This window comes from Roseateles sp. P5_E1 (assembly GCF_054049335.1).
Genome location: NZ_JBFUMN010000021.1, coordinates 49,994 through 70,758 on the forward strand (window position 1 = coordinate 49,994; position 20,765 = coordinate 70,758).

Annotated in this window: 18 protein-coding genes; 11 read left to right on the plus strand and 7 right to left on the minus strand. The window is 67.2% G+C overall.

Features of this window, described 5'->3' with window-relative positions:
• Positions 1 to 96 precede the first annotated feature (96 nt).
• The 6 genes from ACXJKJ_RS17020 (at position 97) to ACXJKJ_RS17045 (ending at position 3,800) form a co-directional block, all read left to right on the plus strand.
• Entirely contained in the window at positions 97 to 471 is a 375-nt protein-coding gene (locus ACXJKJ_RS17020; RefSeq protein WP_457391189.1) for a hypothetical protein, read from the plus strand.
• Positions 468 to 1,013, plus strand: a complete 546-nt coding sequence (locus ACXJKJ_RS17025; RefSeq protein ID WP_457391190.1) for an NADPH-dependent FMN reductase — start codon at positions 468 to 470, stop codon at positions 1,011 to 1,013. Before ACXJKJ_RS17020 ends, ACXJKJ_RS17025 begins: the two co-directional genes overlap by 4 nt.
• A gap of 79 nt (positions 1,014 to 1,092) precedes the next feature.
• Positions 1,093 to 1,407 (plus strand): hypothetical protein, encoded by a 315-nt coding sequence (locus ACXJKJ_RS17030; RefSeq protein ID WP_457391191.1) that lies wholly within the window; start codon positions 1,093 to 1,095, stop codon positions 1,405 to 1,407.
• 156 nt (positions 1,408 to 1,563) lie between these two features.
• Positions 1,564 to 2,577 (plus strand): PEP-CTERM sorting domain-containing protein, encoded by a 1,014-nt coding sequence (locus ACXJKJ_RS17035; RefSeq protein WP_457391193.1) that lies wholly within the window; start codon positions 1,564 to 1,566, stop codon positions 2,575 to 2,577.
• A gap of 12 nt (positions 2,578 to 2,589) precedes the next feature.
• Positions 2,590 to 3,048 (plus strand): GFA family protein, encoded by a 459-nt coding sequence (locus tag ACXJKJ_RS17040; protein ID WP_082532661.1) that lies wholly within the window; start codon positions 2,590 to 2,592, stop codon positions 3,046 to 3,048.
• A gap of 161 nt (positions 3,049 to 3,209) precedes the next feature.
• Entirely contained in the window at positions 3,210 to 3,800 is a 591-nt protein-coding gene (locus tag ACXJKJ_RS17045; protein ID WP_457391195.1) for a hypothetical protein, read from the plus strand.
• A gap of 18 nt (positions 3,801 to 3,818) precedes the next feature.
• On the opposite strand, the gene ACXJKJ_RS17050 is transcribed toward ACXJKJ_RS17045, so the two are convergent.
• Positions 3,819 to 3,977 (minus strand): hypothetical protein, encoded by a 159-nt coding sequence (locus tag ACXJKJ_RS17050; protein WP_157281575.1) that lies wholly within the window; start codon positions 3,975 to 3,977, stop codon positions 3,819 to 3,821.
• 36 nt (positions 3,978 to 4,013) lie between these two features.
• On the opposite strand from ACXJKJ_RS17050, the gene ACXJKJ_RS17055 reads away from it, so the two are divergent.
• Positions 4,014 to 4,340: a cupin domain-containing protein gene (locus tag ACXJKJ_RS17055; protein ID WP_457391197.1), complete on the plus strand. Its 327-nt coding sequence runs from the start codon at positions 4,014 to 4,016 to the stop codon at positions 4,338 to 4,340.
• 1 nt (position 4,341) lies between these two features.
• Here ACXJKJ_RS17055 and ACXJKJ_RS17060 read toward each other — a convergent pair whose 3' ends face one another.
• From ACXJKJ_RS17060 to ACXJKJ_RS17085, 6 genes are all read right to left on the minus strand, one after another.
• The gene (locus ACXJKJ_RS17060) at positions 4,342 to 5,100 is read right to left on the minus strand and encodes a rhamnogalacturonan acetylesterase (RefSeq protein ID WP_457391199.1); all 759 of its coding nucleotides are present in this window, start codon (positions 5,098 to 5,100) and stop codon (positions 4,342 to 4,344) included.
• Positions 5,097 to 6,437 carry a pectate lyase family protein gene (locus ACXJKJ_RS17065; RefSeq protein WP_457391201.1) on the minus strand — a complete coding sequence of 447 codons (1,341 nt, stop codon included), beginning with the start codon at positions 6,435 to 6,437 and terminating at the stop codon, positions 5,097 to 5,099. The genes ACXJKJ_RS17060 and ACXJKJ_RS17065 overlap by 4 nt, the downstream gene beginning before the upstream one ends.
• Before the next feature lie 2 nt (positions 6,438 to 6,439).
• On the minus strand, positions 6,440 to 9,331 hold the full coding sequence (locus ACXJKJ_RS17070) for a TonB-dependent receptor domain-containing protein (RefSeq protein WP_457391202.1): 2,892 nt from the start codon (positions 9,329 to 9,331) through the stop codon (positions 6,440 to 6,442).
• Positions 9,332 to 9,363: 32 nt separating this feature from the next.
• On the minus strand, positions 9,364 to 12,171 hold the full coding sequence (locus tag ACXJKJ_RS17075; RefSeq protein WP_457391204.1) for a pectinesterase family protein: 2,808 nt from the start codon (positions 12,169 to 12,171) through the stop codon (positions 9,364 to 9,366).
• Complete coding sequence (locus tag ACXJKJ_RS17080) at positions 12,168 to 12,734, minus strand: PEP-CTERM sorting domain-containing protein (RefSeq protein WP_457391206.1); 567 nt, start codon at positions 12,732 to 12,734, stop codon at positions 12,168 to 12,170. The genes ACXJKJ_RS17075 and ACXJKJ_RS17080 overlap by 4 nt, the downstream gene beginning before the upstream one ends.
• 137 nt (positions 12,735 to 12,871) lie before the next feature.
• Positions 12,872 to 15,820 carry a TonB-dependent receptor gene (locus ACXJKJ_RS17085; protein ID WP_457391207.1) on the minus strand — a complete coding sequence of 983 codons (2,949 nt, stop codon included), beginning with the start codon at positions 15,818 to 15,820 and terminating at the stop codon, positions 12,872 to 12,874.
• Between the two features lie 426 nt (positions 15,821 to 16,246).
• Here ACXJKJ_RS17085 and kduD point away from each other — a divergent pair, with 426 nt between their 5' ends.
• The 4 genes from kduD to ACXJKJ_RS17105 all read left to right on the plus strand — a co-directional run bounded on the left by kduD (position 16,247) and on the right by ACXJKJ_RS17105 (position 20,745).
• Positions 16,247 to 17,008 carry a 2-dehydro-3-deoxy-D-gluconate 5-dehydrogenase KduD gene (kduD, locus tag ACXJKJ_RS17090; RefSeq protein ID WP_457321426.1) on the plus strand — a complete coding sequence of 254 codons (762 nt, stop codon included), beginning with the start codon at positions 16,247 to 16,249 and terminating at the stop codon, positions 17,006 to 17,008.
• 229 nt (positions 17,009 to 17,237) lie between these two features.
• On the plus strand, positions 17,238 to 18,407 hold the full coding sequence (locus ACXJKJ_RS17095; protein ID WP_457391209.1) for an oligogalacturonate lyase family protein: 1,170 nt from the start codon (positions 17,238 to 17,240) through the stop codon (positions 18,405 to 18,407).
• Positions 18,404 to 19,489, plus strand: a complete 1,086-nt coding sequence (locus ACXJKJ_RS17100) for a pectinesterase family protein (protein WP_457391210.1) — start codon at positions 18,404 to 18,406, stop codon at positions 19,487 to 19,489. Before ACXJKJ_RS17095 ends, ACXJKJ_RS17100 begins: the two co-directional genes overlap by 4 nt.
• Positions 19,486 to 20,745, plus strand: a complete 1,260-nt coding sequence (locus ACXJKJ_RS17105; RefSeq protein ID WP_457391211.1) for a pectate lyase family protein — start codon at positions 19,486 to 19,488, stop codon at positions 20,743 to 20,745. The genes ACXJKJ_RS17100 and ACXJKJ_RS17105 overlap by 4 nt, the downstream gene beginning before the upstream one ends.
• Positions 20,746 to 20,765 lie beyond the last annotated feature (20 nt).

The window sequence follows — 20,765 nt, forward strand, 5'->3', positions numbered from 1 at the left end:
CACAACCGCGAGCATTGAATGCGTGCATCCCACAACCCTCAAATCCCGATCGCCGATCAACCCGGCGGCCTGTGGGTCCAGCGCGCTGTCGGTGCCGTGACCCTGCTCCTGGGCATCACGCTCGCGGTGCTCCTCGCCTTCAGCACGTTCACGCTGGCGGCGCGCGGCGGCGCGACGCTGACCCCGGCCTTGATCTTCTGCGCGGTCATCGGAACCCTGTCGGCCTTCTTTGTCTCGGTGGGCGGTCGCATGAGCTTCAATCGGCCCAATCGACACGGCTCGCTGTTGACGCCCGGGCTGTGGTTTGTCATCGCGGCCCTGTTCTTCGCCTGCGCCGTGTTCATTGTCTGCACGCTGGTCGCCACGCGGCAGTTCGCCGGGCTCGACGTGGCCGGCTACCCCCTCGCCTTGGCCGTGCTCGCTGTCATGGCCGGTCGGCGCGCCATGAAGAAGCGCGACAGCGCGTCGTGAGAATTCTGGCGGTTTGCGGCAGCCTGCGCACCGCCTCCATCAACGCCGCGCTGCTGCGCACGGCCCAGTGCCTGGCGCCGCCAGATATGGAGGTCAGCGTGTGCACATTGGTGGGTGAGCTTCCGCTCTTCAACCCGGACCTGGAGGCGAACCTGCCACCCAGCGTCGCCCAGTTGCATGCCCAGGTCGCCGCGGCGGATGCGCTGCTGATCGCCAGCCCGGAGTACGCCCACGGCGTCACCGGCGCCATCAAGAACCTGCTGGACTGGCTGGTCAGCTTCGAGCTCTTTGTGGGCAAGCCGGTCGCCGTGCTCAATGCGTCGCCACGGGCGCATCACGCCGACGCGGCGCTGAAGGAGACACTGAGGACGATGTCGGCCGTCATCGTCGAGGCGGCGTCAATCAGCATTTCCTTGCTCGGATCGGGCATCGACGAGGCAGCCATGGCCGAGACACCCTGGGTCGCCGAGGCCATCCACGCTTCGCTGGTGGCGCTGCAAGGCGCGCCGCACCCATCAGTGGCGCCGGCGGCCGATCTTTGAAAGCGGATCCACACAAGCGCGATGGCGAATCAGGCGCTGCGGCGCCACACTCCAGCTCAAACCTGTCCTCGGACCTGCCATGAACGAACTGCTCGCCGCCTACCGCTACACGACCAACAACTACGCCCAGATCGAGGCCAGCAAGGTCTGCGGTTGCTGCAACTGTGTCGGCATCTTCAAGCCCGATGACATCGTCGGCTGGACCGGCCTGACGGTGCAGAACATCGACGATCCCAAGGCCATCAACGAGCAGACAGCGATGTGCCCGCATTGCGGCTCCGAGGCCGTGCTCGGCGACGGCTGCGGCTTTCCGATCAATGCGCAATTCCTGGCACGGATGAACGAGGCATGGTTCCAGCGGACGATGATCCACAGGCCAGCGCAGAAGAAGTAGGGGCCGGGCCGCCAGTCCTTGAGCCCCCCGACCACGGGGGCGCTGCGGCTGCCACCAGGGGACGCGCCGACCGCCCGGCTGCCGGGGCCGCCGCTACATTCGGCCTTCGGGTGGCGGGCGCCAGCCGATCCCTGTCGGCAACCCGAAGGTAACGCCATGACCCACCGCACCCCTCTCGGTCGAGCCCTGCTTGCCCTGATTGGCATCGCTTGCTCGGCCCCTTGCGCCGTCTCGGCCCAAAGCCTGTACTACACCGAGACCAACGTGAGTGCCAACGCCTTCGGCTTCGCGTCCCCGGTGCAGCCGCCCGCCGCCGGTGCCGTCGTCAACTCATCCAAACCGCCGCTGCCGTCGTTCATCAGCCAGCAAGCCGACATCGCCGGGCCGCTGGTGCCGGGCAGCGTCCAGGGCCGGGCGGTGGCGTACGCGTGGGCGCAGACCGGTGGCCTGCATGTCTCGACGCAGGCGCAGGCATCCGTCAACGCATTCGAGTTCAGCAACCCCAACCCGAACGGCTCGGGCACGTCGTCGGTGGCTTCACTGTTCCGCGACGTGGTCGTCTTCAACGTGCCCGGCGCCGCGCCGGGGACGCTCTTCAACGTGTCGGCCACCATCGATCTTTCGGTCCTGTACGCGGCCCAGGGCCTGCTGCTGAACACCACGGCGCCGAGCTTCGTCGCCGCTAACGCGTCGTGGCAGGCCGGTTTGCGGCTGTTCAGTGGCGCCGGCACACATGTCCAGTATGCGCGGCAAGGCGCCTGCAGCTGGTCCATGGCCGCAAGCCAGTCAAACTGCGCCGGCGATCAGACAGGCTCGGCCAACCTGTCCTTCACGATTCCGACCGGCACCAACCTCGTGTTCGAAATGACGGCCAATGCGGCGTCGTTCGCAGGCGCCTTCGTGCAGGGGCTCGGCGCCGCAACGTCGGACTCGGTGGTCGACATGGGCCACACCCTGGCCTGGGGCGGCATGCAGCAGGTATGGGACGCCGGCGGCACGCCCGTGGCGAACTTCTCAATGATCGGACTGGGCAGCGGCTTCGACTTCCGCAACGCCTATGTGTCGCCCGTGCCGGAACCAACGACCGCAATGCTGCTGCTGGGCGGGCTGACGGGCCTGGCCTGGCGACGCCTGGCCTCGCTGAAGCGGCCCGCTTCAAGCGCGGGGTGAAAGTGCCGGCGAATGGACCTGACCATTGACCGCGAAGCCAGTAGTGATGGCACTCGGCTGAGCGGCGGCTGCCTGTGTGGCGCCGTGCGCTACGGCTCGCCTGGCCCCGCCCTTTTCGCCGTCGTCTGCCACTGCCGCGACTGCCAGCGTGCCTCCGGCAGCGGTGGCGTCCCGATCCTCGGAGTGCCCAAGCCCTCATTCACCTGCCAGGGCCCGGTGAAGCAGTCGCGCATCGCCGGCGGCAGCGGGCTGCCAGCCGTGCGCAATTTCTGTGGCGACTGTGGCAGCCTGCTGTTCGGCACGCCCGAATCGGCGCCCGAGATGGTGACGATCTACGCGGGTAGCTTGGACGACCCGGGCGCATTCGCACCGACGGACGCGTTGTTCGTTGGGCAGCGGCCGCCCTGGGCCAGGTTGACCGGACCGCTCTGCGAGCATGAGGCCCTGCCTGCACCCGTCACCGGACGCTAGCGGACTCCAAGACGGGCACTGGATCGGGTCGATGTCATGGCCCGCCGCCGGGCAACAGCGCTTGCTCCCTGACCTGCCGTGCATCTTCACGTCCTGCCTTCAAAGCCCACCGGCGATTCCTGCCGCATAGTTGCGCCGCAAGCATTTCATGGAGGCCCCTATTGATCACTGCTGCCATCACCAGCCTGCTGCTGGCTGCCACCACCGCCTCGGCGAATTCGTCGACCATCGAACTGCAGGCCATTGCTGGATGCATATCTGCGGGCCCGATCAAGGGCGTGGAGACCAAGCGGTCTATCCCGGCCACGGCGCGATCCATCACCGTCCCCGGAGGAGCGGAACTGCAGGTGTCGGTGCTGGACGGCTACCGCGTGCTGATGGCCACGGCGCAGGGCCAGCTTTTCGTCAACCTGAAGCTCGAACGCTCAGCGCCCGGCAAGGCCGAAGCAGACCGTGACGCAATCCGCCGGCAGATGCAGGGCTTTGCAAGCCAGGCACCGGCCGGCAGCCCACCCCTCAAGCGCGAACAAGGCGGCGGCGTGGAAACCCTGGGGCTGGACCAACCCTCGCTGGACGGTGGGGGTCCCTTGGGCTTCTATACGCTGTTCCTGCCGCATGCCGACATGGTGGTGACGGCCTATCTGCTGAACCAGCCGGCCGCGCAGCGCGACTTCGCCACCTATGCCGACTACGAGCGGCTGAGGGACCAGGCGCTGGCGCAGGTCAAGGCCTGTCTGCCCAAGGCGGACTGACCGGTCGACGCCGCTCGCTCAAGGCGCCAGCGTCCTGGCGCTGGCCAGCTCCGGCTTGAGCTTGATCAGCCCTTCCATCACCTGCTCCGAAAACAGCGCCGCACCCTTGGGGCCCAGGTGGGCGCGATCGAAGCGCGGCGGTGCTTCGGCGAGCGCGTCAGCGGCCGGCTGCCCCATGGCGGCGGCGACGGCACGAGGCGCATACTCGCTGCCATGGCCATCCCGCACGCCACCCCCGGTCAAGCCATCGACATCCGCCCCAGCGCTGGCGACCCCGACGGCGCGCGAACGGTGGCGCTGTTCAAGTCACGCGACCTGGAAGTCATGCGTCTCGTGCTGCCCGCCGGCAAGGCGCTGCCGCCGCACAAGGTGGCGCACGAGATCACCATCCAGTGCATCTCTGGCGCATTGGCCGTGACGACCGACGCCGGCCGCCATCAGTTGCAGGCAGGCCAGTTGCTCTACCTGGACCGAGAGGCCGTGCACGACGTGCTGGCGCTCGAGGACGCCATGGCTCTCGTGACCGTCGTGCTGCCCTGACTCACCTCTCGAGCGTGCGCGCCGTGGCCAGCTCCGGCCTGAGTTTCAACAGCCCGTCCATGACCTGCTCCGAGAACAGCGCCGCGCCCTTGGGGCCCAAGTGGGTGCGATCGAAGCGCGGCGGTGCCTCGGCCAGCGTGTCGGCGGCCGGCTGGCCCATGGCGGCGACTGCAGCGTGGCTGATGGCGTTCAGATCGAGCACCGGCACGCCCTGTTCCGCCGCGACCTTGATGACGGCCTCTGCCCAGGGGCGCAAGTCGTTGCCAAGCTCTCCGTCCCTGAAGGTGCGCCGCGTCAGCGGCGTGACGAGCAGCACCTCGGCGCCGGCCGCCTTCACGTCCTTCACATAGCCCGCCATATTGGGTCCGAACTCGGTGGCAAGGTCGGTCGAGCGGCCGGGCTTGCCGGGCTGGTCGTTGTGGCCGAACTGGATCAGCACCAGGGTCTTTTGCTTGCTGGGGCCGCCCTCGTTCAGCAGGGCCAGCACCGTGGACCACAGGCCCTCGGCACGGAAGCTCATGCTGGAGCGGCCGCCGCGCGCGAGGTTGACGCAGGCGACCTGCTGGAAACGCGCGCACAGCGCATTGCCGTAGCCGCTGCGCGGTGCCATCGTCGAGTCGCCGACAAGGATGAGGCGTGGGCCGGTGGCGACATTGGCGGTGGTCTCGCCGCGCGGTGCGGAAGCCGGCGATGAAGCCGGCGTCTGCGCGGCAGCGCTGCCAGCCAGCAGCAGGGCGAGGAACAGGGGAGACAGCTTCATGGCTTTGCGAGGTCTGGCCAACCAGCCTTGGGACTCATGTCGTCGAGGTTCCAATCCTCGGGCTTGAAAGCGCGCCGCGTTGGCGCATGGCGCGGATAGCCCAACGCGTTCTCGACCTCGGAGTCGATCAGCTTGCCCTTGCCTTGCGCCATGTCGGCCAGCAGCTTCACATCCAGCGGGTCGCGCGCCCACGGTCGTGCACCGACGAGGGCGGGCAGCTCGCGCGCCAGGGCCGCCGCCGGGCGCAGCGGCGGGAGATTCGGCGGCAGATAGGCTTGGCTGGCGACGATCAACTTCGCCGTCGTCGCCGCATTGCGGCCAAGCAGCGGCGCCGGAGCACCCTGCGTGTCGTGAGCGATGTTGTCGGCCATGTAGAGCTCCAGGTCACCCTGGCCCAGCAGCATGAAGAAGGCCGTGCCGGCCACCGTGCTCGGGCCGTAGCGCATCGCATTGCCCACCAGCGTCAGCCGGCCGACCTGCCATGGCTGGCCTTCCCACTCGTTGGCGAGCAGGTTGTAGTGCACGGCGCGATCGCCCGGGTTGAAGACGTAGTTGTTGACCATCGCCCCCTGCGCGCCGCCCTTGAACAAGGCGTTGCGCTGGCGGTTGGAGGCATAGACGTTGGCGTAGATCAGCACGCCGCTGGTGTTGTCGTGGATCAGCGAACCCTTGCTGTGTTCGCCCTTCTCGTGAACCGAGTTGCCCAGCCCCTCGTAGATGAGGTTGTGGCTGTAGGTGATGCGGTGCGACGTGCCCTTGCGCCAGTCCTCCACCGTCCTGCCCTCGAAGCGCGGGCCGCTCGCGGACAGGTTCTCGTCGGTGGCCCAGGAGAAGCTGCAATGGTCGACGATGACGTCGTGTGCGCCGCCCAATGCCGAGATGCCGTCCTGGTCGCCGCCGCCTCTCTTGGGCCGACCGAACTCGCCGGGCCGAAAGCTCAGGTGCTGAATGACGACGTCGTGGGTCGAGATCGTCGTCTCGGCCTTGATGACGGTGACGCCAGGGTCGGGCGCCGTCTGGCCGGCCAGCGTCAGGAAAGGCTGCGTGATCTTGAGCGGCTGGCCGCCCATGTCGATGACACCGCCGACCTCGAAGACGACGATGCGCGGGCCGCTGGCCTCGATCGCCTCCTTCAGGCTGCCGGGGCCCGCAGGCGCGAGCGTCGTGACTTTGATGACGCGGCCACCGCGGCCGCCCTGGGTCTCGGTCCAGCCGCGGGTGGCGATGCCAGCCGTGGCCGGGGCCTGCGCAATGGCCGAAGGCAGCCAAGCCATGAGACCCAGGCCGCCAGCACCGGCCAGCAGGCCGCGACGGCCCGGAGAATGAAGATGCCTCATGCTCAGAAGCTGTAGTCGGCGGTGACCTTGTACGCCCGGCCCAGCACGTCGGCCATGCTGGTGATGTAGCCCACGTAGAGGCTGTTGGCCGTGATCGGCGGCGTCGCGTTGGTGATGTTGTTGACCGCCAGGCTGAGCTTGAGCCCCTTGAAGCCCGAGTAGGCCAGGCTGGCGCCGTACTGGCTGTAGGGGCTGACGCGGTTCACCGTCGAGCCGGCGCGCGGCGTGATGTCGGTCAGCGCGGTGTTGTAGCGCACCGAGACCAGGCCCGACCACGGGCCGTTGCGCAGGCCCACCGAGGCGGTGTGCTTCCAGCGCGGGTTGATCTGGGGCATGCCGGCCAGGCCCGAGTTGACGCCGGCGCCACCGTAGCGTGCGTCGTTGGTGATGATGCCGACATTGCTCAGCACCTCGCCGTTCTTCTCGGCGCTGAAGCGGTAGCTCTCGTAGTAGGTGCCGTCCAGCATGAAGCTGGCCTGACCGATGGGCGTGGCAACGCGGTACATCATGGACAGGTCCAGCCCGCGGATGCTGGTGTCGCCGCGGTTGGCCTGGCTGGCGATGATGTAGTCGATGGTGCCGTCGGCCTTGCGGATGATGTTGGTCGCGTACTTGGCCGGCTGCTGCTGCACCTCGGCGATGGCCACGGCGCCCAACATGTCGGTCAGCCTGATGCCCCAGTAGTCCGCCGTCATCAGCAGGCCCTTGGTCGGCTCCAGCGCCAGGCCCAGCGTCCAGCCCTTGGACTTCTCCGGCTTGAGGAAGCTGTTGTCCGGGGACTTGGTCCAGTAGCTCATGGTCTGGTTGCAGACCTGGTCGCGCGTGAAGCCGTTGACCGGGTTGCCGGTGTTGGTGATGGTGGGCGTCGCGCTCGGGCACAGCACCGGGTCGTCCATCATCTGCGTGCGAACCTCGGGCGTCGGGTTCTGGATGTCCATGATGGACGGCGCCCGGAACCCCGTGTTGGCCGAGGCGCGCAGCACCAACTCGTCCAGCGCCTGGTAGCGGGCCGACAGCTTGGGGTTGACCGTCGTCGTCTTCAGGTCGCTATAGGTGTCGGAGCGCACCGCGGCGTTGAAGCTCAGCCGCCGGGTGACGGGCGCGTCCACTTCGATGACCGCCGACTTGATGTTGCGGCCGAGGTCGCGTGCCACGCCCGTGGGCGTCTCGCCGACGAGGTCGTGCTTGCTGACGTTGCCGAAGGCGTCGATCGCATAGCTGCCGTTGGCGTTCTTGGCCACGTAGTCCAGCGGTGCAGCCTCGACCTTGGCCGAGTCGCGACGCACTTCACCGGTCACTGCCAGCATCAGCGGGCCGCCGGCCAGGTCCATCAGCGAGCGCGTCAGCGTCACGTCCACGCTGCGGTTGTAGGCGCGGTTGACGCGGTAGCTGTAGTCGCTCGCCTCGATGCTGCGCAGGTATTCGAGGCCGGCTTCGTCCTGCAGGCCGAAGGGATTCAGGATGCCCTTGGTGAAGCCCTCCTGCGCCTTGGAGTAGAGGATGTAGCCGGCGCCGGCGCGGGTGTCGCGCAGCGACCGGCCGTAGTTCAGGCCCACGCGGTAGTCAAAGCCAGCCACCGTGCCCTCGGCGCTGAGCACCAGGCGGTCGTTGGTCTGCTCGTCGTTGCGGTAGGCCGAGCCGAGCTCTGCCGGGCCCCAGACGAAGTAGATCGTCCGGTTGTTCATGTTCAGGTCGGTGACCGTGCCGGGCGTCTTGCTCGCGTCGATGAACATCGCCGGCGAGTTGGCGCCGGTGTTGCTGCCCACCACCTTGACGGCCGGCGTGATGCCCTTGCCAGGGTAGAAGCGGCTGGTGGCCGGCATGCTGTAGGTGGTGGCCGGGGCCGTGCCGGCGGGCACCTGCATGCCGCGGTACTTCTGCACATTGAACTTGGAGTGCAGGCCTTCCAGCGCCAGCGAGTGGTCGTTGTTGATCTTCCAGCTCAGCTTGCCGAAGACGTTGGTGATCTCGCTGCCATCGGTGACAGCGTCGTAGTAGTTGGGGTTGCGGTAGCAACCGGCGTTCGAGTAAGTGGCCGGCGTGGCGACGCTGCCGGCGCCCAGGGTCGGCAGCGAGTACGGCGCCGCGCAGCCGGTCGCAAACGCTGGGTTGTAGTTGGAATTGGCGCCGGTCGCGAAGCCGAAGTTGGCGATCGGGCTGGGGTTCTTGTTGTCGGGCAGCAGGCCCAGGCCCATGGCCGACAGCACCGAGTAGTCATACAGCTCGGGCCGGTCGATCTTGAACAGGGCCGACTTGCGCTGGTGGTCCAGCGACAGATAGGCGTTCCAGCCATCGGCGTTGAGGTCGCCCACGCCGACGATGGCGCCGATGGCCTTGGTCTCGCCGCCGCCGGAGTGCTCGGGCTGGTTCCACTCGGCCTTCACCCGCGCACCCTTGAAGCTGTTGAAGGTGTAGAAGTTCTGCACGCCGCCGATGGCGTCGGAGCCGTAAATGGACGAGGCGCCGTCACGCAGCGTCTCGGCGCGGTCCAGGGCCATGCGCGGGATGACGTTGACGGACACGTACTGGTCCTGCAGCGGCTCGTTGGCCATGCGCCGGCCGTTCAGCAGCGTCAGCGTGCGCATCGGCCCCAGGCCGCGCAGATTGAGCATCGGGCCTGCGGCACCGCTGTTGGTGCCCAGGGACAGCGACTGCGGCATCTCCAGCACCAGGTCCTTGAGCTCGGTGTGGCCGCGGGCTTCGAGCTCCTCGGACTTGATCACCGAGACCGGCAGTGCCGTCTCGCCGGCCAGGCGCTTGATGGAGGAGCCGGTGATCTGGATGCGCTCCAGCGTCGCGGGAGCATCGGTGGTCTGCGCGTGGGCCGTGGCCATCAGGCTCAACACGGCGCTGGCGCACAGGGTCAGGCGAGCGTGCGGGTTCTTCATGTTCATCGTGTCTCCGTGGTGCTTCTTTTCTGGAAGAGTCAAGGTGCCGGCACCCAGCCGCCGGGCGCGCCGGTGGCGATGGTCGAGTTCTGGAAGATCTCGGCGCGGGTCGTCAGGCCAGTGGCCGAGCCGAGCGGCTTGGCCAGCACGACATTGGTCGGCACATTGGCGACCTTGACCGAGGCCACGCCGAGCCGCGCGCTGACGTCCAGCGGCGCTCCGTTCAGGTCCATGCTGCCGAACTCGCGCCAGCCGACCGTGTCGGTGGTGCCCCCGTCAGCCGTGCCGGCCCAGGACGGCGGGTTGCTGCCACAACTGCCCGTGCCCACACCGGTCTTGCTGGTGCCCGTGCCCACGCACCAACCGGCGGGCAGGATGTGCGAGCCCATCTTGGTGTTCACGAAGGCGATGTGATCGATATAGGTCGTTGCCGTCGTGCCGCCGCTGCGGGCGAGGTAGGCCTGGCTCACTGCAGGCTCGGCGGTCAGCCGGCTGTTCAGGAAGACGAAGCCCTTGTCGCCAGCCGTGGCGCGCGACTGCAGGATGAAGCCGGCCGAGCCGCTGGACGTGTCGGCCACCGAGCGGATTTCGCAGTCCTCGAACAGGCTGGCCATCACGCTGCCCCAGATGAAGTCGACGTTGCCGGCGACCAGGGACTGGTAGATCCAGTTGTAGCCCTTGAGCTGCAGCGTGTCCTGCTGGCTCAGGAAGTTCATCTGCTTGGCCACGAAGCGCGCGGCCGCAGCCGTCGTGCTGGTGTTGAAGTAGATGGCTTCGGCCTGGTTGTCCCAGCTCGTGCTGCGCACATGCGGGTTCTGCAGCGTGAAGTTCTGCAGCGTCAGCAGGTCTGACGTCTCGACGAGCAGGGCCGCACGGCCGCCGCCGAGCACGCGGTGGCCCAGGGTCTTGCCAGAGGTGCTGAGTGCGGTGCCAGCGGTTGCGGAACTCGCGCCACTGCCCGAGTTCAGCGACTCGAAGTTGACGTCGCCCACCACCACACCATCACGGCTCTCGCCGACGATGCTGAGGTTGGACACCTTGCGCAGGATGTTGAGTTCGGGGTAGCTGCCGTTGGCCAGGTGGATGGTCTTGGGCGTGGCAACGGTGTTGCAGCCATTGGCGGCCGGGCTGTTGGTCGAGCAGTTCTTCATGACCCAGTTCAGCGCGCCCTGCAGCGTGCGGAAGTCGGCCGTCGTGCCGCCGTCGTCGACGTTGAGGCTGGTGAAGCTCGCCGGCGCAGCGCGCGTCGTGAACTTCCAGTTGTCGGCCTTGGCTATCCCGGCGAAGGCAGCGCCCTTGATGGTGCCGGACAGCACCGAAGCGTCCATCGTCACGTAGTAGGTCGTGGCGAAATCCAGCTTGTTGCTGTGCAGCTTGACCGAGGCCTTGGCTCCGCTGACGCTGACGGGCCGGTACCAGACATAGCGCGCGAACGTGGCGCCATCAGGCATGGCGCCCAGGCCCAGCGCGTCGATCTCGAGGTTGGTGCGGGCCAGCACCGTCTGCGTGTCGCTGGCCGAGGGCGCGCTGCTCAGGTCGATGCTATCCACCAGCACGTCGTCGCTCGTGCGGTAGACATTGACCTTGCCCGCCGTGCCGATGGCGGGCGGCGCATCGAAGGACAGGGACAGGCGGGTGTCGGTGTGGACGTTGGTCTCGTTCGCGGCAGGCGCCTTCGTGCCGCCCACCTCGCTGACGTTGCCGCTGCCGCTGATCTGCGTCGAGATCTTCCAGGCGCCCGCCAGGGCCAGGTTGTTGGCCTTGACCAGGACCGCGGGCCGCGGCTTGTAGGCATAGCCGGGCACGAAGGCAGCGCCGGCCTGGACGCTGCAGGCGCCTAAAGCGGCACCGTTGATGGTGGAGCCGCTGTCCTGGAACACGCCCGTGTGGTCGGAGCTGGCGTAGACGACGACGCTGTCACAGCCGGTCGCGCCGTCGATGGCGAACACATTGCCGTGCGACAGGATGTTGCTCGCCTTGCCCACGCCGACGCTGTAGCTGTGCGGATAGGGATTGGCCGTCTTGCTGCCGACAAAGTAGTTGTTGAAGACGTGGACCTGGCCGAAGCGCACGCGTGGCACGCGCTGCACCACGCCGTTGAAGACGTTGTTGGCGATGGTGACGCGCAGCTTGCCGGCGTCGCTGGTCAGGCTGTCGGAGCCGCCGATCAGCATGCTCTTGTCATGCGCCGTGACGAGGTTGTAGGAGACCGTGATCAGGTCGGCGCCCTTGGTGATGTCGATGGCGCCGTCGTGGCACTGCTTGGTCTTGTCGTTCTCGACGGGCAAGGTGTCGTCGGTGACGGGCGCATCGGTGATGGTGTTGCGGTCGATCCAGACCTGCGTGGCCGTGACGATGCCAATGGCGTCGTAGGCGGAGTTCCAGTTGCCCAGCGCGCCGTCGGTGGGGTCCCAGATCGGGCCGACATCGCAGGGCGCGACGAGGTGCAGGTTGCGCACGATGACCTGACTGACGCTGGTGATGTCGATCCAGGCATTGACGAAGCCGGCGCCCGGGCCTTCGCCAATCAGCGTGGTGTTGCTGGTCAGGCGCACCCGCGCCCTCACCTTCTGGTCGGCGGTGCTGGCGAAGGGCGTGCCCTCGGTCATGTCGATGGTGCCGGCCACCTTGATGATCTTGGCCGCGTTGCCGCCATTGGCCAGCGCGTTCAGCAGCTCGGCGCGGTTGTGCACGGTGTAGATGTGCTCGGGGGTGGCGGCGCTGCCGCCGACGGTGCCGGCTCCCCAACCATCGCTGGGTGCGGTCTGTTGCGCGGCATCAACGGCATGGGCCGGCAGGCTCAGGGCCAGCAGCGCGGCAATGCCCAGGTGCTTGAGGGCTTTCATGCGACGACCCTCCTGCGCAGGGCCACGACACCGAGGCCTGCGGCCAGCAGCGCCAGGCTGCCAGGCTCCGGCACGGCGCTGACGGCGATCTGTGTCGTGAAGCTGCCGAACTCGCTCGCGAAGCTGACGTTGTTCAGCGTCAGGCTGACGGTGTGCTCATCCACCAATTGCAGGCTGACGGTGCCGCCGGCAACACCCGTCATGTCCAGCGGCGTGAAGCCGGTGATGGGCGCGCTCAAGGCCGCGAAGCTGAAGGTGAAGCTGTAGCTGCCGGTCAGGCCGGTGGCGCCGGTGTTGTTCCAGACCTGCACATGGCCGTCGCTGAAGAAGTCGATACCCACCGCCGCGTCGCCAGTCAGGAACTCGAGGTCGGTGGCAGCCAGCGCCGTGATGTTGCTGCCCGCCTCCTCGGTGAAGCCGTGGTCCAGGCCCAGCACCATCGTGCTGGCGCCACTGACCTGGCCGGTGATGAGGGTGCCGGCGGGCAGGCTGTTGGCGGCCTGGGCGACGGTGGCGATCAGCCATGCAGCGGCTGCGACCACCAGGGTCCTGTGGGTCTTCATGATTTGTCTCCGTGTGGTCGGGCTCGCCGCGGGGCGATCGACACGTCTTCGGGATCAGGAGACCTGCAGGGTCCCGCAAGCGAAAAAGGGCACAGACGTAGGTCTGCGCCCTTTGCTTTCTCTAGGCCATGTCCGCCTTAGAACTTGTAGCGGCCACCGACGATGAACTCGCGGCCGGTGTAGTTGTTGACGACGACGTTGTTCATCGCGCGGGAGATGAACTGGTCGTTGGGCTGGTTGGTCAGGTTGGTCGCTTCAAACGTCAGCTGCAGTTGCTTGTTGAACTGATAGCCCATCGACAGGTCGACGTTGAAGGTCTTGTTCTTGCCTGCCACGTCCTGGTTGTTGCCGGCCGGGATGGTGGTCAGGAAGGTCGAGCGGGCCGAGGTCGACACGCGGCCGCTGAAGGTGCCGTCGTCGTAGTAGACGGACAGGTTCCAGGAGCGCGGCGACAGGTTGACCAGGTCTTCCGAGACGGTGGCCGCCCCGACCGAGGCGGAGAGCACATAGTCCATCTTGGACTTGACCTGCGTGTAGTTGGCCAGCACGCCGAAGTTCTTGCCCCAGCCCGGCAGGAAACTAAAGGGCTGCTGCACGTTGATCTCGAAGCCGGTGAGCTTGCCGCCCGGGCTGTTGACCGGCGCGCTGACCAGGAAGAGTTCGTCGCCGGTGAAGTTGCTCGGCAGCAGCGACATCGGCAGGCCGGTGTCCTTGTACGCCACGTTGCGACCCACCGTCAGCACATAGCTCTTGATGTCCTTCTGGAACACACCCAGGCCGATGAAACCGTTCTTGGAGTGGTACCACTCGCCGCTGAGGTCGAAGGTCGTGGCGCGGAAGGGCTCCAGCGCCGGATTGCCGCCGGTGTAGCTCAGCGTGCCTGTCGTGCTCAGCGTGCCGCCCGGGTTCAGGTTCTGCAGCGGCGGGCGCGACATGACCTTGGCGGCCGCGGCGCGCAGGATCAGGTCCTTGGTCAAGTTGACCGCGATGTTGGCTGAGGGCAGCCAGTCCGTGTAATCGCGGGTGGCGGTGACGGGGCTGCCGCCGCCCGTGGCCAGGTAGCCGCTGGCGACGATGGCCGTCTTGACGTAGCGCGTGCCGAGGTTGCCGCGCACGGCCATGCCGCCCAGGCGGGTCTCGAAGTCGGCCATGAACCAGGTGCCGGTGTCGGTCTCCGAGATGGCACGGTTGCCGCCACGGGCGCTGCCGTTGGTGATGGAGGTCAGCGTGTAGTCGCCCGGGCCGCCAGCGGGGCCGGTCTTCAAGCAGTTGCAGTAAATGTCATAGGCCTGGGCGATAGCGTCCAGGTTGGGGATGACCCAGGAGGTGATCGAGCCATTGGGCAGGTTCTGGCCCTTGCCAAAGCCCGTCAGCGTCGTCACGAGGCTGGCCGGGATCACGTTGGCCGGCAGCGTGTTCATCGTCTCGACGGTGCGGCGGATGTCGTAGCTGGTGAACTTGAACTGCTTGTAGCTGGCGCCGCCCTTGAGCGTCAGCACGTCGGGAATGACTTCCCAGGCCACGTCCGCGGTCAGCACGTCCTGGCGGTTGGTCACGCCGTTGGGGCGGATGCGGATTTCGCTGGGCGTGAAGTTGGCGATGCTGGTCGAGCCGACGGGCACGCCGTAGATCTTCAGGCCACCGTTGGCGTCGCTGGGGTTGAGGTTGCCGTAGCCGAGCAGCGGCGCGCGGTCGTCGCCACGGGCGTCGAACACATAGCCGTTCACGTTGGGCGCATCCAACGTCGTCGTGGTCTGGATGGGATTCCTGAAGCGGGACGTCGCGCGGCCGCCGCGCAGGGTCAGCTTCAGGGTGTCGGTGATGTCCTGCTCGACGGTCAGCGAGGGCTGCGTGAATTCGGTGCTGAGCTTGTCGAAGCGCGACTCGGCGCGCACGTCGACGCCGTTGAACTTGCCGTAGAGCATCTGGCCGCTGGGCGCGTACTGCGCCTCGACGACGCTGGTCTGCTGCTTGCCGCCGGCCGACAGCGCGCGGCTGAAGGAGATGGCCTCCAGGAAGTCTTCCTGGCGGGTTGCCTCCAGCTTGCTGTACAGCATGTCGAAGGTGATCAACATGCTGTCGGCCGGGCGCAGCTGGATGGCGCCGGTCATGCCCAGACGCTCCTGGTCATGCGTGAGGCGGCCGTAGCGCGGCAGGCGCGGGTGGAAACTGGTCGCCTTGCTGGCCTCGTTGTAGGCGGCGAGGTTCTCCGGCGTGTTGGGCAGGCGGGCCACGCCCTGGGCGGCGGGGCCGCAGGTGGTGGCGGTGGAGCCGGTCGGCAGGTTGGCCGTCACGCCCTGGGGCGGGCACCAGCCGCTGAAGGCGTTGCCGCTGGACGGGCCGTTATCCCAGCGCACGGTGCTGAAACCCTCTTCATAGACCTTGCGCTTGGAATAGGCGCCCGACAGCAGCACGCCGATCTTCTTGTCGGCAAAGGTGTTGGAAATCAGGAAGGAGGCCTTGGGCGTGGCCTTGCCGGACAGATCGTTGTAGGTGCCCTTGACGGACACGGCGGCCGCGAACTTGTTCAGGTCGAAGGGGCGGGCCGTCTGCAGGTCGATGGTGGCGCCAAGTGACCCTTCATCCACGTCGGCCGAACTGCTCTTGCGCACGGTCAGCGAGTTGAAGAGGTCGGCGGCGAAGACGTTGAAGTCGAAAGCGCGGGTGCGGTTGGCGCCGCCGGAGCTGTCGGTGCCGCCGGTGGTGGCCAGGGCCTCGATGCCGTTGATGCGGGTGCGGGCGAAGTCGCCGCCCAGGCCGCGCACGGTGATGTTGCGGCCTTCGCCGGCGTCACGGTCGATGACGACGCCCGGGATGCGCTGCAGCGATTCGGCCAGGTTGGTGTCCGGGAACTTGCCCATGTCCTCGGCCTTGATGACATCGACGATGCCCTTGTCCTGGCGCTTGGCGTTCAGCGCGCTCTCCAGCGAGGCGCGGATGCCGGTGACGGTGACCGTCTCCAGTTGCGCAGAGGCGGCCGGCGCGGTCTGGGCCCAGACGGGCGCGGCGATGAAAGTGACGGCCAGGGCCACCGGGCGCAAGGCCAGGCGCTGGGACGGACGACGGAAAGGGCGAACGGCGGGCATGTGGTGTCTCCTGGTGCAGGCCGCCTGGGCGCTGTGTCGCGCGGGCGGCTCTCGGGTTATGCAAGGCTTGGGGAACCCGGGCGCGCGCAGGGCACCCGTTGATTTCTAAGGCCGGCGACGCTGTAGTGCGAGCGCCGGTTCTTTCGTCGTGACTACAGGTCGTTGTCGCGGCGAGGGCAAAACTTGTCGATCAGCGCGGGCCCGTCATGGGTAAACAGGGGCTCATTGCTGGGGTCTTCGAGGTTCGTTGTGGACGATGATAGGGGGAAGATGCGAAAATCGGAACATCGGTTCACTAATTAGAAACCATGATTCCGCAACACTTGCGCGCTGCCTAAAGTCGTGGCATCGGAAAAAGTGGAACCGCGTTTCAACAAGCTGAACCACCTTGGCCACGACCCTCGCGCTGAACGGACGCAACAAAACATGGTGCTCAACAACTTCAACCTGGCCGGCAAGACGGCCATCGTCACCGGCTGCAATACCGGCCTGGGCCAGGGCATGGCGCTGGCGCTCGCCCAAGCCGGCGCCGACATCGTCGGCGTCAACGTCTCCGACCCGGATGAGACCAAGGCAGGCGTGGAAAAGCTCGGGCGCCGCTTCCTGGACATGCGTGCCAACCTGTCCGACGTGAGCGCCATTTCCGACCTGGTCGCCCAGGCCAGGACCTTCACGGGCGCGGTGCACATCCTGGTCAACAACGCCGGCATCATTCGCCGCGAAGACGCCATCAAGTTCTCGGAGGCCGACTGGGACGACGTGATGGACTTGAACCTGAAGTCGGTGTTCTTCCTGTCGCAGGCGGTGGCCAAGGTCTACCTGGCCCAGAGCAGCGGCGGCAAGATCATCAACATCGCCTCGATGCTGAGCTTCCAGGGCGGCGTGCGCGTGCCCTCCTACACCGCGAGCAAGAGCGGCGTCATGGGCATCACGCGGTTGATGGCCAACGAGTGGGCCTCGCATGGCATCAACGTGAACGCCATCGCCCCCGGCTATATGGCCACCAACAACACCGCCGCCCTGCGCGCCGACGAGCAGCGCAACAGCGCCATCCTCGACCGCATCCCGGCCGGCCGCTGGGGCAAGCCGGAGGATCTGGCCGGCCCGGTCGTGTTCCTGGCTTCGCAGGCTTCGGACTATGTCAACGGCTACACCATTGCCGTGGACGGCGGCTGGCTGGCMAGATAAAACGCCCCTCGCCCAGCCTCGCATCGCTGCACGCGAGCGAGTCTGGTCTGGGACCGCGCTGCGTCTAGCGCCGCAGCGCTTCGGCAGGCACAACAAGTCCACTGGACTTGCCGTGTCCGGCCTCAGCCCCCGAGGGGACGGCGATGCTTGCCGGCTCGACCGGCAAGCACATCGCCAGAGGGGCCGGCTCGGGAGCGGCCCAGCGCTCGGGGCCAGAAAGGATCACGCCATGAAATCCACCGAACGCAAGTTTGAATTCCTCACCCGCGAGGACCCGGACACCGGTGCGCGGGTCACGCGGCTGACGCCGCCGGACGTGACCTGCCATCGCAACTACTTCTATCAGAAGTGCTTCACGAACGATGGCCGCAAGCTGATCTTCGGCGGCGAGTTCGGCCCCCATCCCAGCCCGAACTGGAACTACCACCTGCTCGACCTGGACACGCAGACGGCTATCCAGCTCACCGACGGCATGGGCGAGAACACCTTCGGCGGCTTCCTGAGCCCCGATGACAAGCACCTCTACTTCGTCCGTGACAAGCGCCAGTTCATCCGCCTGGAGCTCGCCACGTTGGAAGAGGAGGTCCTGTACGTCGTGCCCGACGCCTGGGTGGGCTATGGCACCTGGGTCAGCAACAGCGCCTGCACAAAGATCGTCGGCATCGAGATATCAGCTGACGACTGGTTCCCGTTGAACACCTGGCAGAAGTTCAACGAGATGTTCCACAAGCGGCCGCTGTGCCGGCTGTTCAGCGTCGACCTGGCGACCGGTAAACGCACCGTCATCCTTGAGCAGCGCGGCTGGCTGGGCCACCCGCAATACCGCCCGTTCGATGACAACACCGTCGCCTACTGCCACGAAGGCCCGCACGACCTCATCGACGCGCGCATGTGGTTCATCGACGAGAACGGCACGAACCGCCGCTGCGGCAAGGAACATCTCGACGGCGAGAGCTGCACGCACGAGTTCTGGGTGCCGGACGGCAGCGCCATGATCTACGTCAGCTACAACGAGAAGTCGCCCGAGCGCTGGATCTACAGCCTCGACCCCGTCACTCTCGAGAACAAGCTGCTGACGGCCATGCCGCAGTGCTCGCACCTGATGAGCAACTACGACGGCACGCTGATCGTCGGCGACGGCGTGGGCAAGGTCAGCCATGACAGCACGGCCAGCAATGCGATGCTGGTGGGCGACCCGTATCTGCACCTGTTCGACCTGAAAGCCGGCACGACCCGCCCCATCGCGCGGCACGACAGCGGCTGGGACGTCTACAAGGACGACCGCCAGGTCACGCATCCGCACCCGAGCTTCACGCCGGACAACAAGCAGGTGCTGTTCAGCTGCGACAAGGAGCGCGCCAGCGGCGTCGAGCCGGCCCTCTACCTGGCCGACCTGTGAAGCTCGCGCTGGCCTTGGCCGCATCGCTTGCCGTAACGGCAGCTCAGGGGCAAGCACGCCCTCAGCTGCCGGCCGAGCAGGCCGCCGCGCACACCGCGGCGGCCTACCTCGGCGACTGGAAGCCGGGGCCGCTGGCCGACCTCACCGCGACGGCGCCTGACTTCGTCGTCAAGCCGGGTGAGTCGGTGCAAGCCGCCATCGACAAGGTGCCCGCTGAGGGGGCCAAGCGTTGGGTCATCCATATCCAGCCCGGCACTTACCGCGGTCCCGTCTGCATCAAGGACAAGGCGCCGCTGGCCCTCGTCGGCTCGGCGCTGGACGCCAGCGCAGTCGTACTGGTGGACAACCGCTTCTCCGGTAAGCACAAGGGCGAGAACGAGCCCGCCCACCCCTGCTGGCCTGAACTCGGCAAGGCCACCATCGGCACCAGCGGCAGCACCAGCATGCTGGTGCAGAGCAACGACGTTCAGCTCATCTCGCTGACCATTGCCAACGACGCAATGGACGGCGTGCGCCGTGGCGAGGCCTACCCCCCTGGCGTCGGTGAAAGCGGCGGCGCGCAGGCCGTGGCGCTGACGCTGATGGGCGACCGCATCCAGCTCGAAGCCGTGCGCCTGCTGGGCCACCAGGACACGCTCTACGCCAAGCGCCGCACGCCTGACGCGCCGGCCCGCCAACTGATCCGCCACAGCCTCATCGCCGGCGACGTGGACTTCATCTTCGGCAACGCCGTGCTCGTCATCGAACACAGCACCATCCTCAGCCGCGCCAACCGCCGCACGCCTGGGCACGGCGGCATCGTCCTGGCGCCCAGCACCGCACCCGACGTGACCCAGGGGTTTCTGATCACGCACAGCCGCTTGGTCGGCGAGCCCGGCATCGCGCCCGGCGCCACATCCATCGGTCGTGCCTGGGATGCGGGTGTCAAGGCTGGCACCTGGGTGGCCGGCACCAGCCCCAATGGCGCGGCCGTCGTGCGCGACAGCGAGATCGGCACCCAAATCGGCCCCTGGACGGCCAGCACCTCGCGCCGACCCTTCGACGCCGCCGGCAACCGTCTTTTCGAGTTCAACAATCAATGAGCTTCCAACGCCGCCACCTGCTGGCTCTCGCCGGTCTCTCTGCTCTGGGCGGTTGCGCCAGCGCGCCCCATGCACCCGTTGAAACGCCTCTGGGTTGGGCGGGCGCCGGCGGCACGACCGGCGGGGCCAGGGCCATTCCCGAGCATGTCTTCGACGTTCACGATCGCGCCGGCCTGGATGCCGCGCTTCGCCTGGGCGACAAGCCCAAGATCATCCGCATCCACACCTTCATCGACCTTTGCCCCGGCGGCGTCGAAGCCTTCCGCGATCCCGAGTTCAACTTCGACGCCTTTGACCGCGCGTTCGACCCCGCCACCTGGGGCCGCGACGACCCCAGGGGGCCGCTGGAAGACGCCCGCAAGCGCTCCGAGAAGCGCCAGGCCGACGTCTCCATCGTGCGCCTGCCGTCCAACACGACGCTGCTGGGCGCCGCACCTGGCGCCGGCTTCCAGCACGGCATGGTGCTGCTGGACAAGGTCAGCAACATCATCATCCGCGACCTGCGCTTCTCCGACGCGTACGACCACTTCCCCGCCTGGGAGCCGCGCGACAACGTGCACGGCGAGTGGAACTCGGAGTACGACGCGCTGTCGCTGCGCGGTGCCGACCGCGTCTGGGTGGACCACTGCCTGTTCGACGACGGCAACCACCCCGACAAGCTCGAGCCCATCCGCCTGGGCCAGCGCGTGCAGCACCACGACGGCTTGCTGGACATCACCAACGGCAGCGATCTCGTCACCGTGTCCTGGTGCCGCTTCCAGGCCCACGACAAGACCATGCTGATCGGCAACAGCGACGGCCGCATCACGGATGACGGCCTGCTGCGCGTCACGCTGCATCACAACCACTTCCACGCCTGCAAGGAGCGCACGCCGCGGGTTCGCTTTGGCCGCGTGCATGTCGTCGCCAACCTCTTCAGCGCCGAGCGCGCCGAGGACTTTGGCTACTCCCTGGGCGTGGGCATCCGCTCGCGCCTGTACAGCGAGCACAACCGCTGGGAGTTGCCGCCCGAGATCAAGGCCGACCGATTGATCCGCCGCCTCAAGGGCAGCGCCTTCACCGACCGTCAAAGCCGGCTCAACGGCCAACCGGTGGACATCCTGGCCGCTTGGGCAGCCACGCACCCCGGCGAGACCTTGTCCGCTGACGTCGGCTGGCGCCCCGACGAGTCCTACGACGCGGCAGCCTTGCGCCCGGCCCGTCCCGATCAATTGGTTGAGCAAATCCGCGCAGGCGTCGGGCCGCGCCGCGCCTGAGTCAGAATCCGGCTACTGAA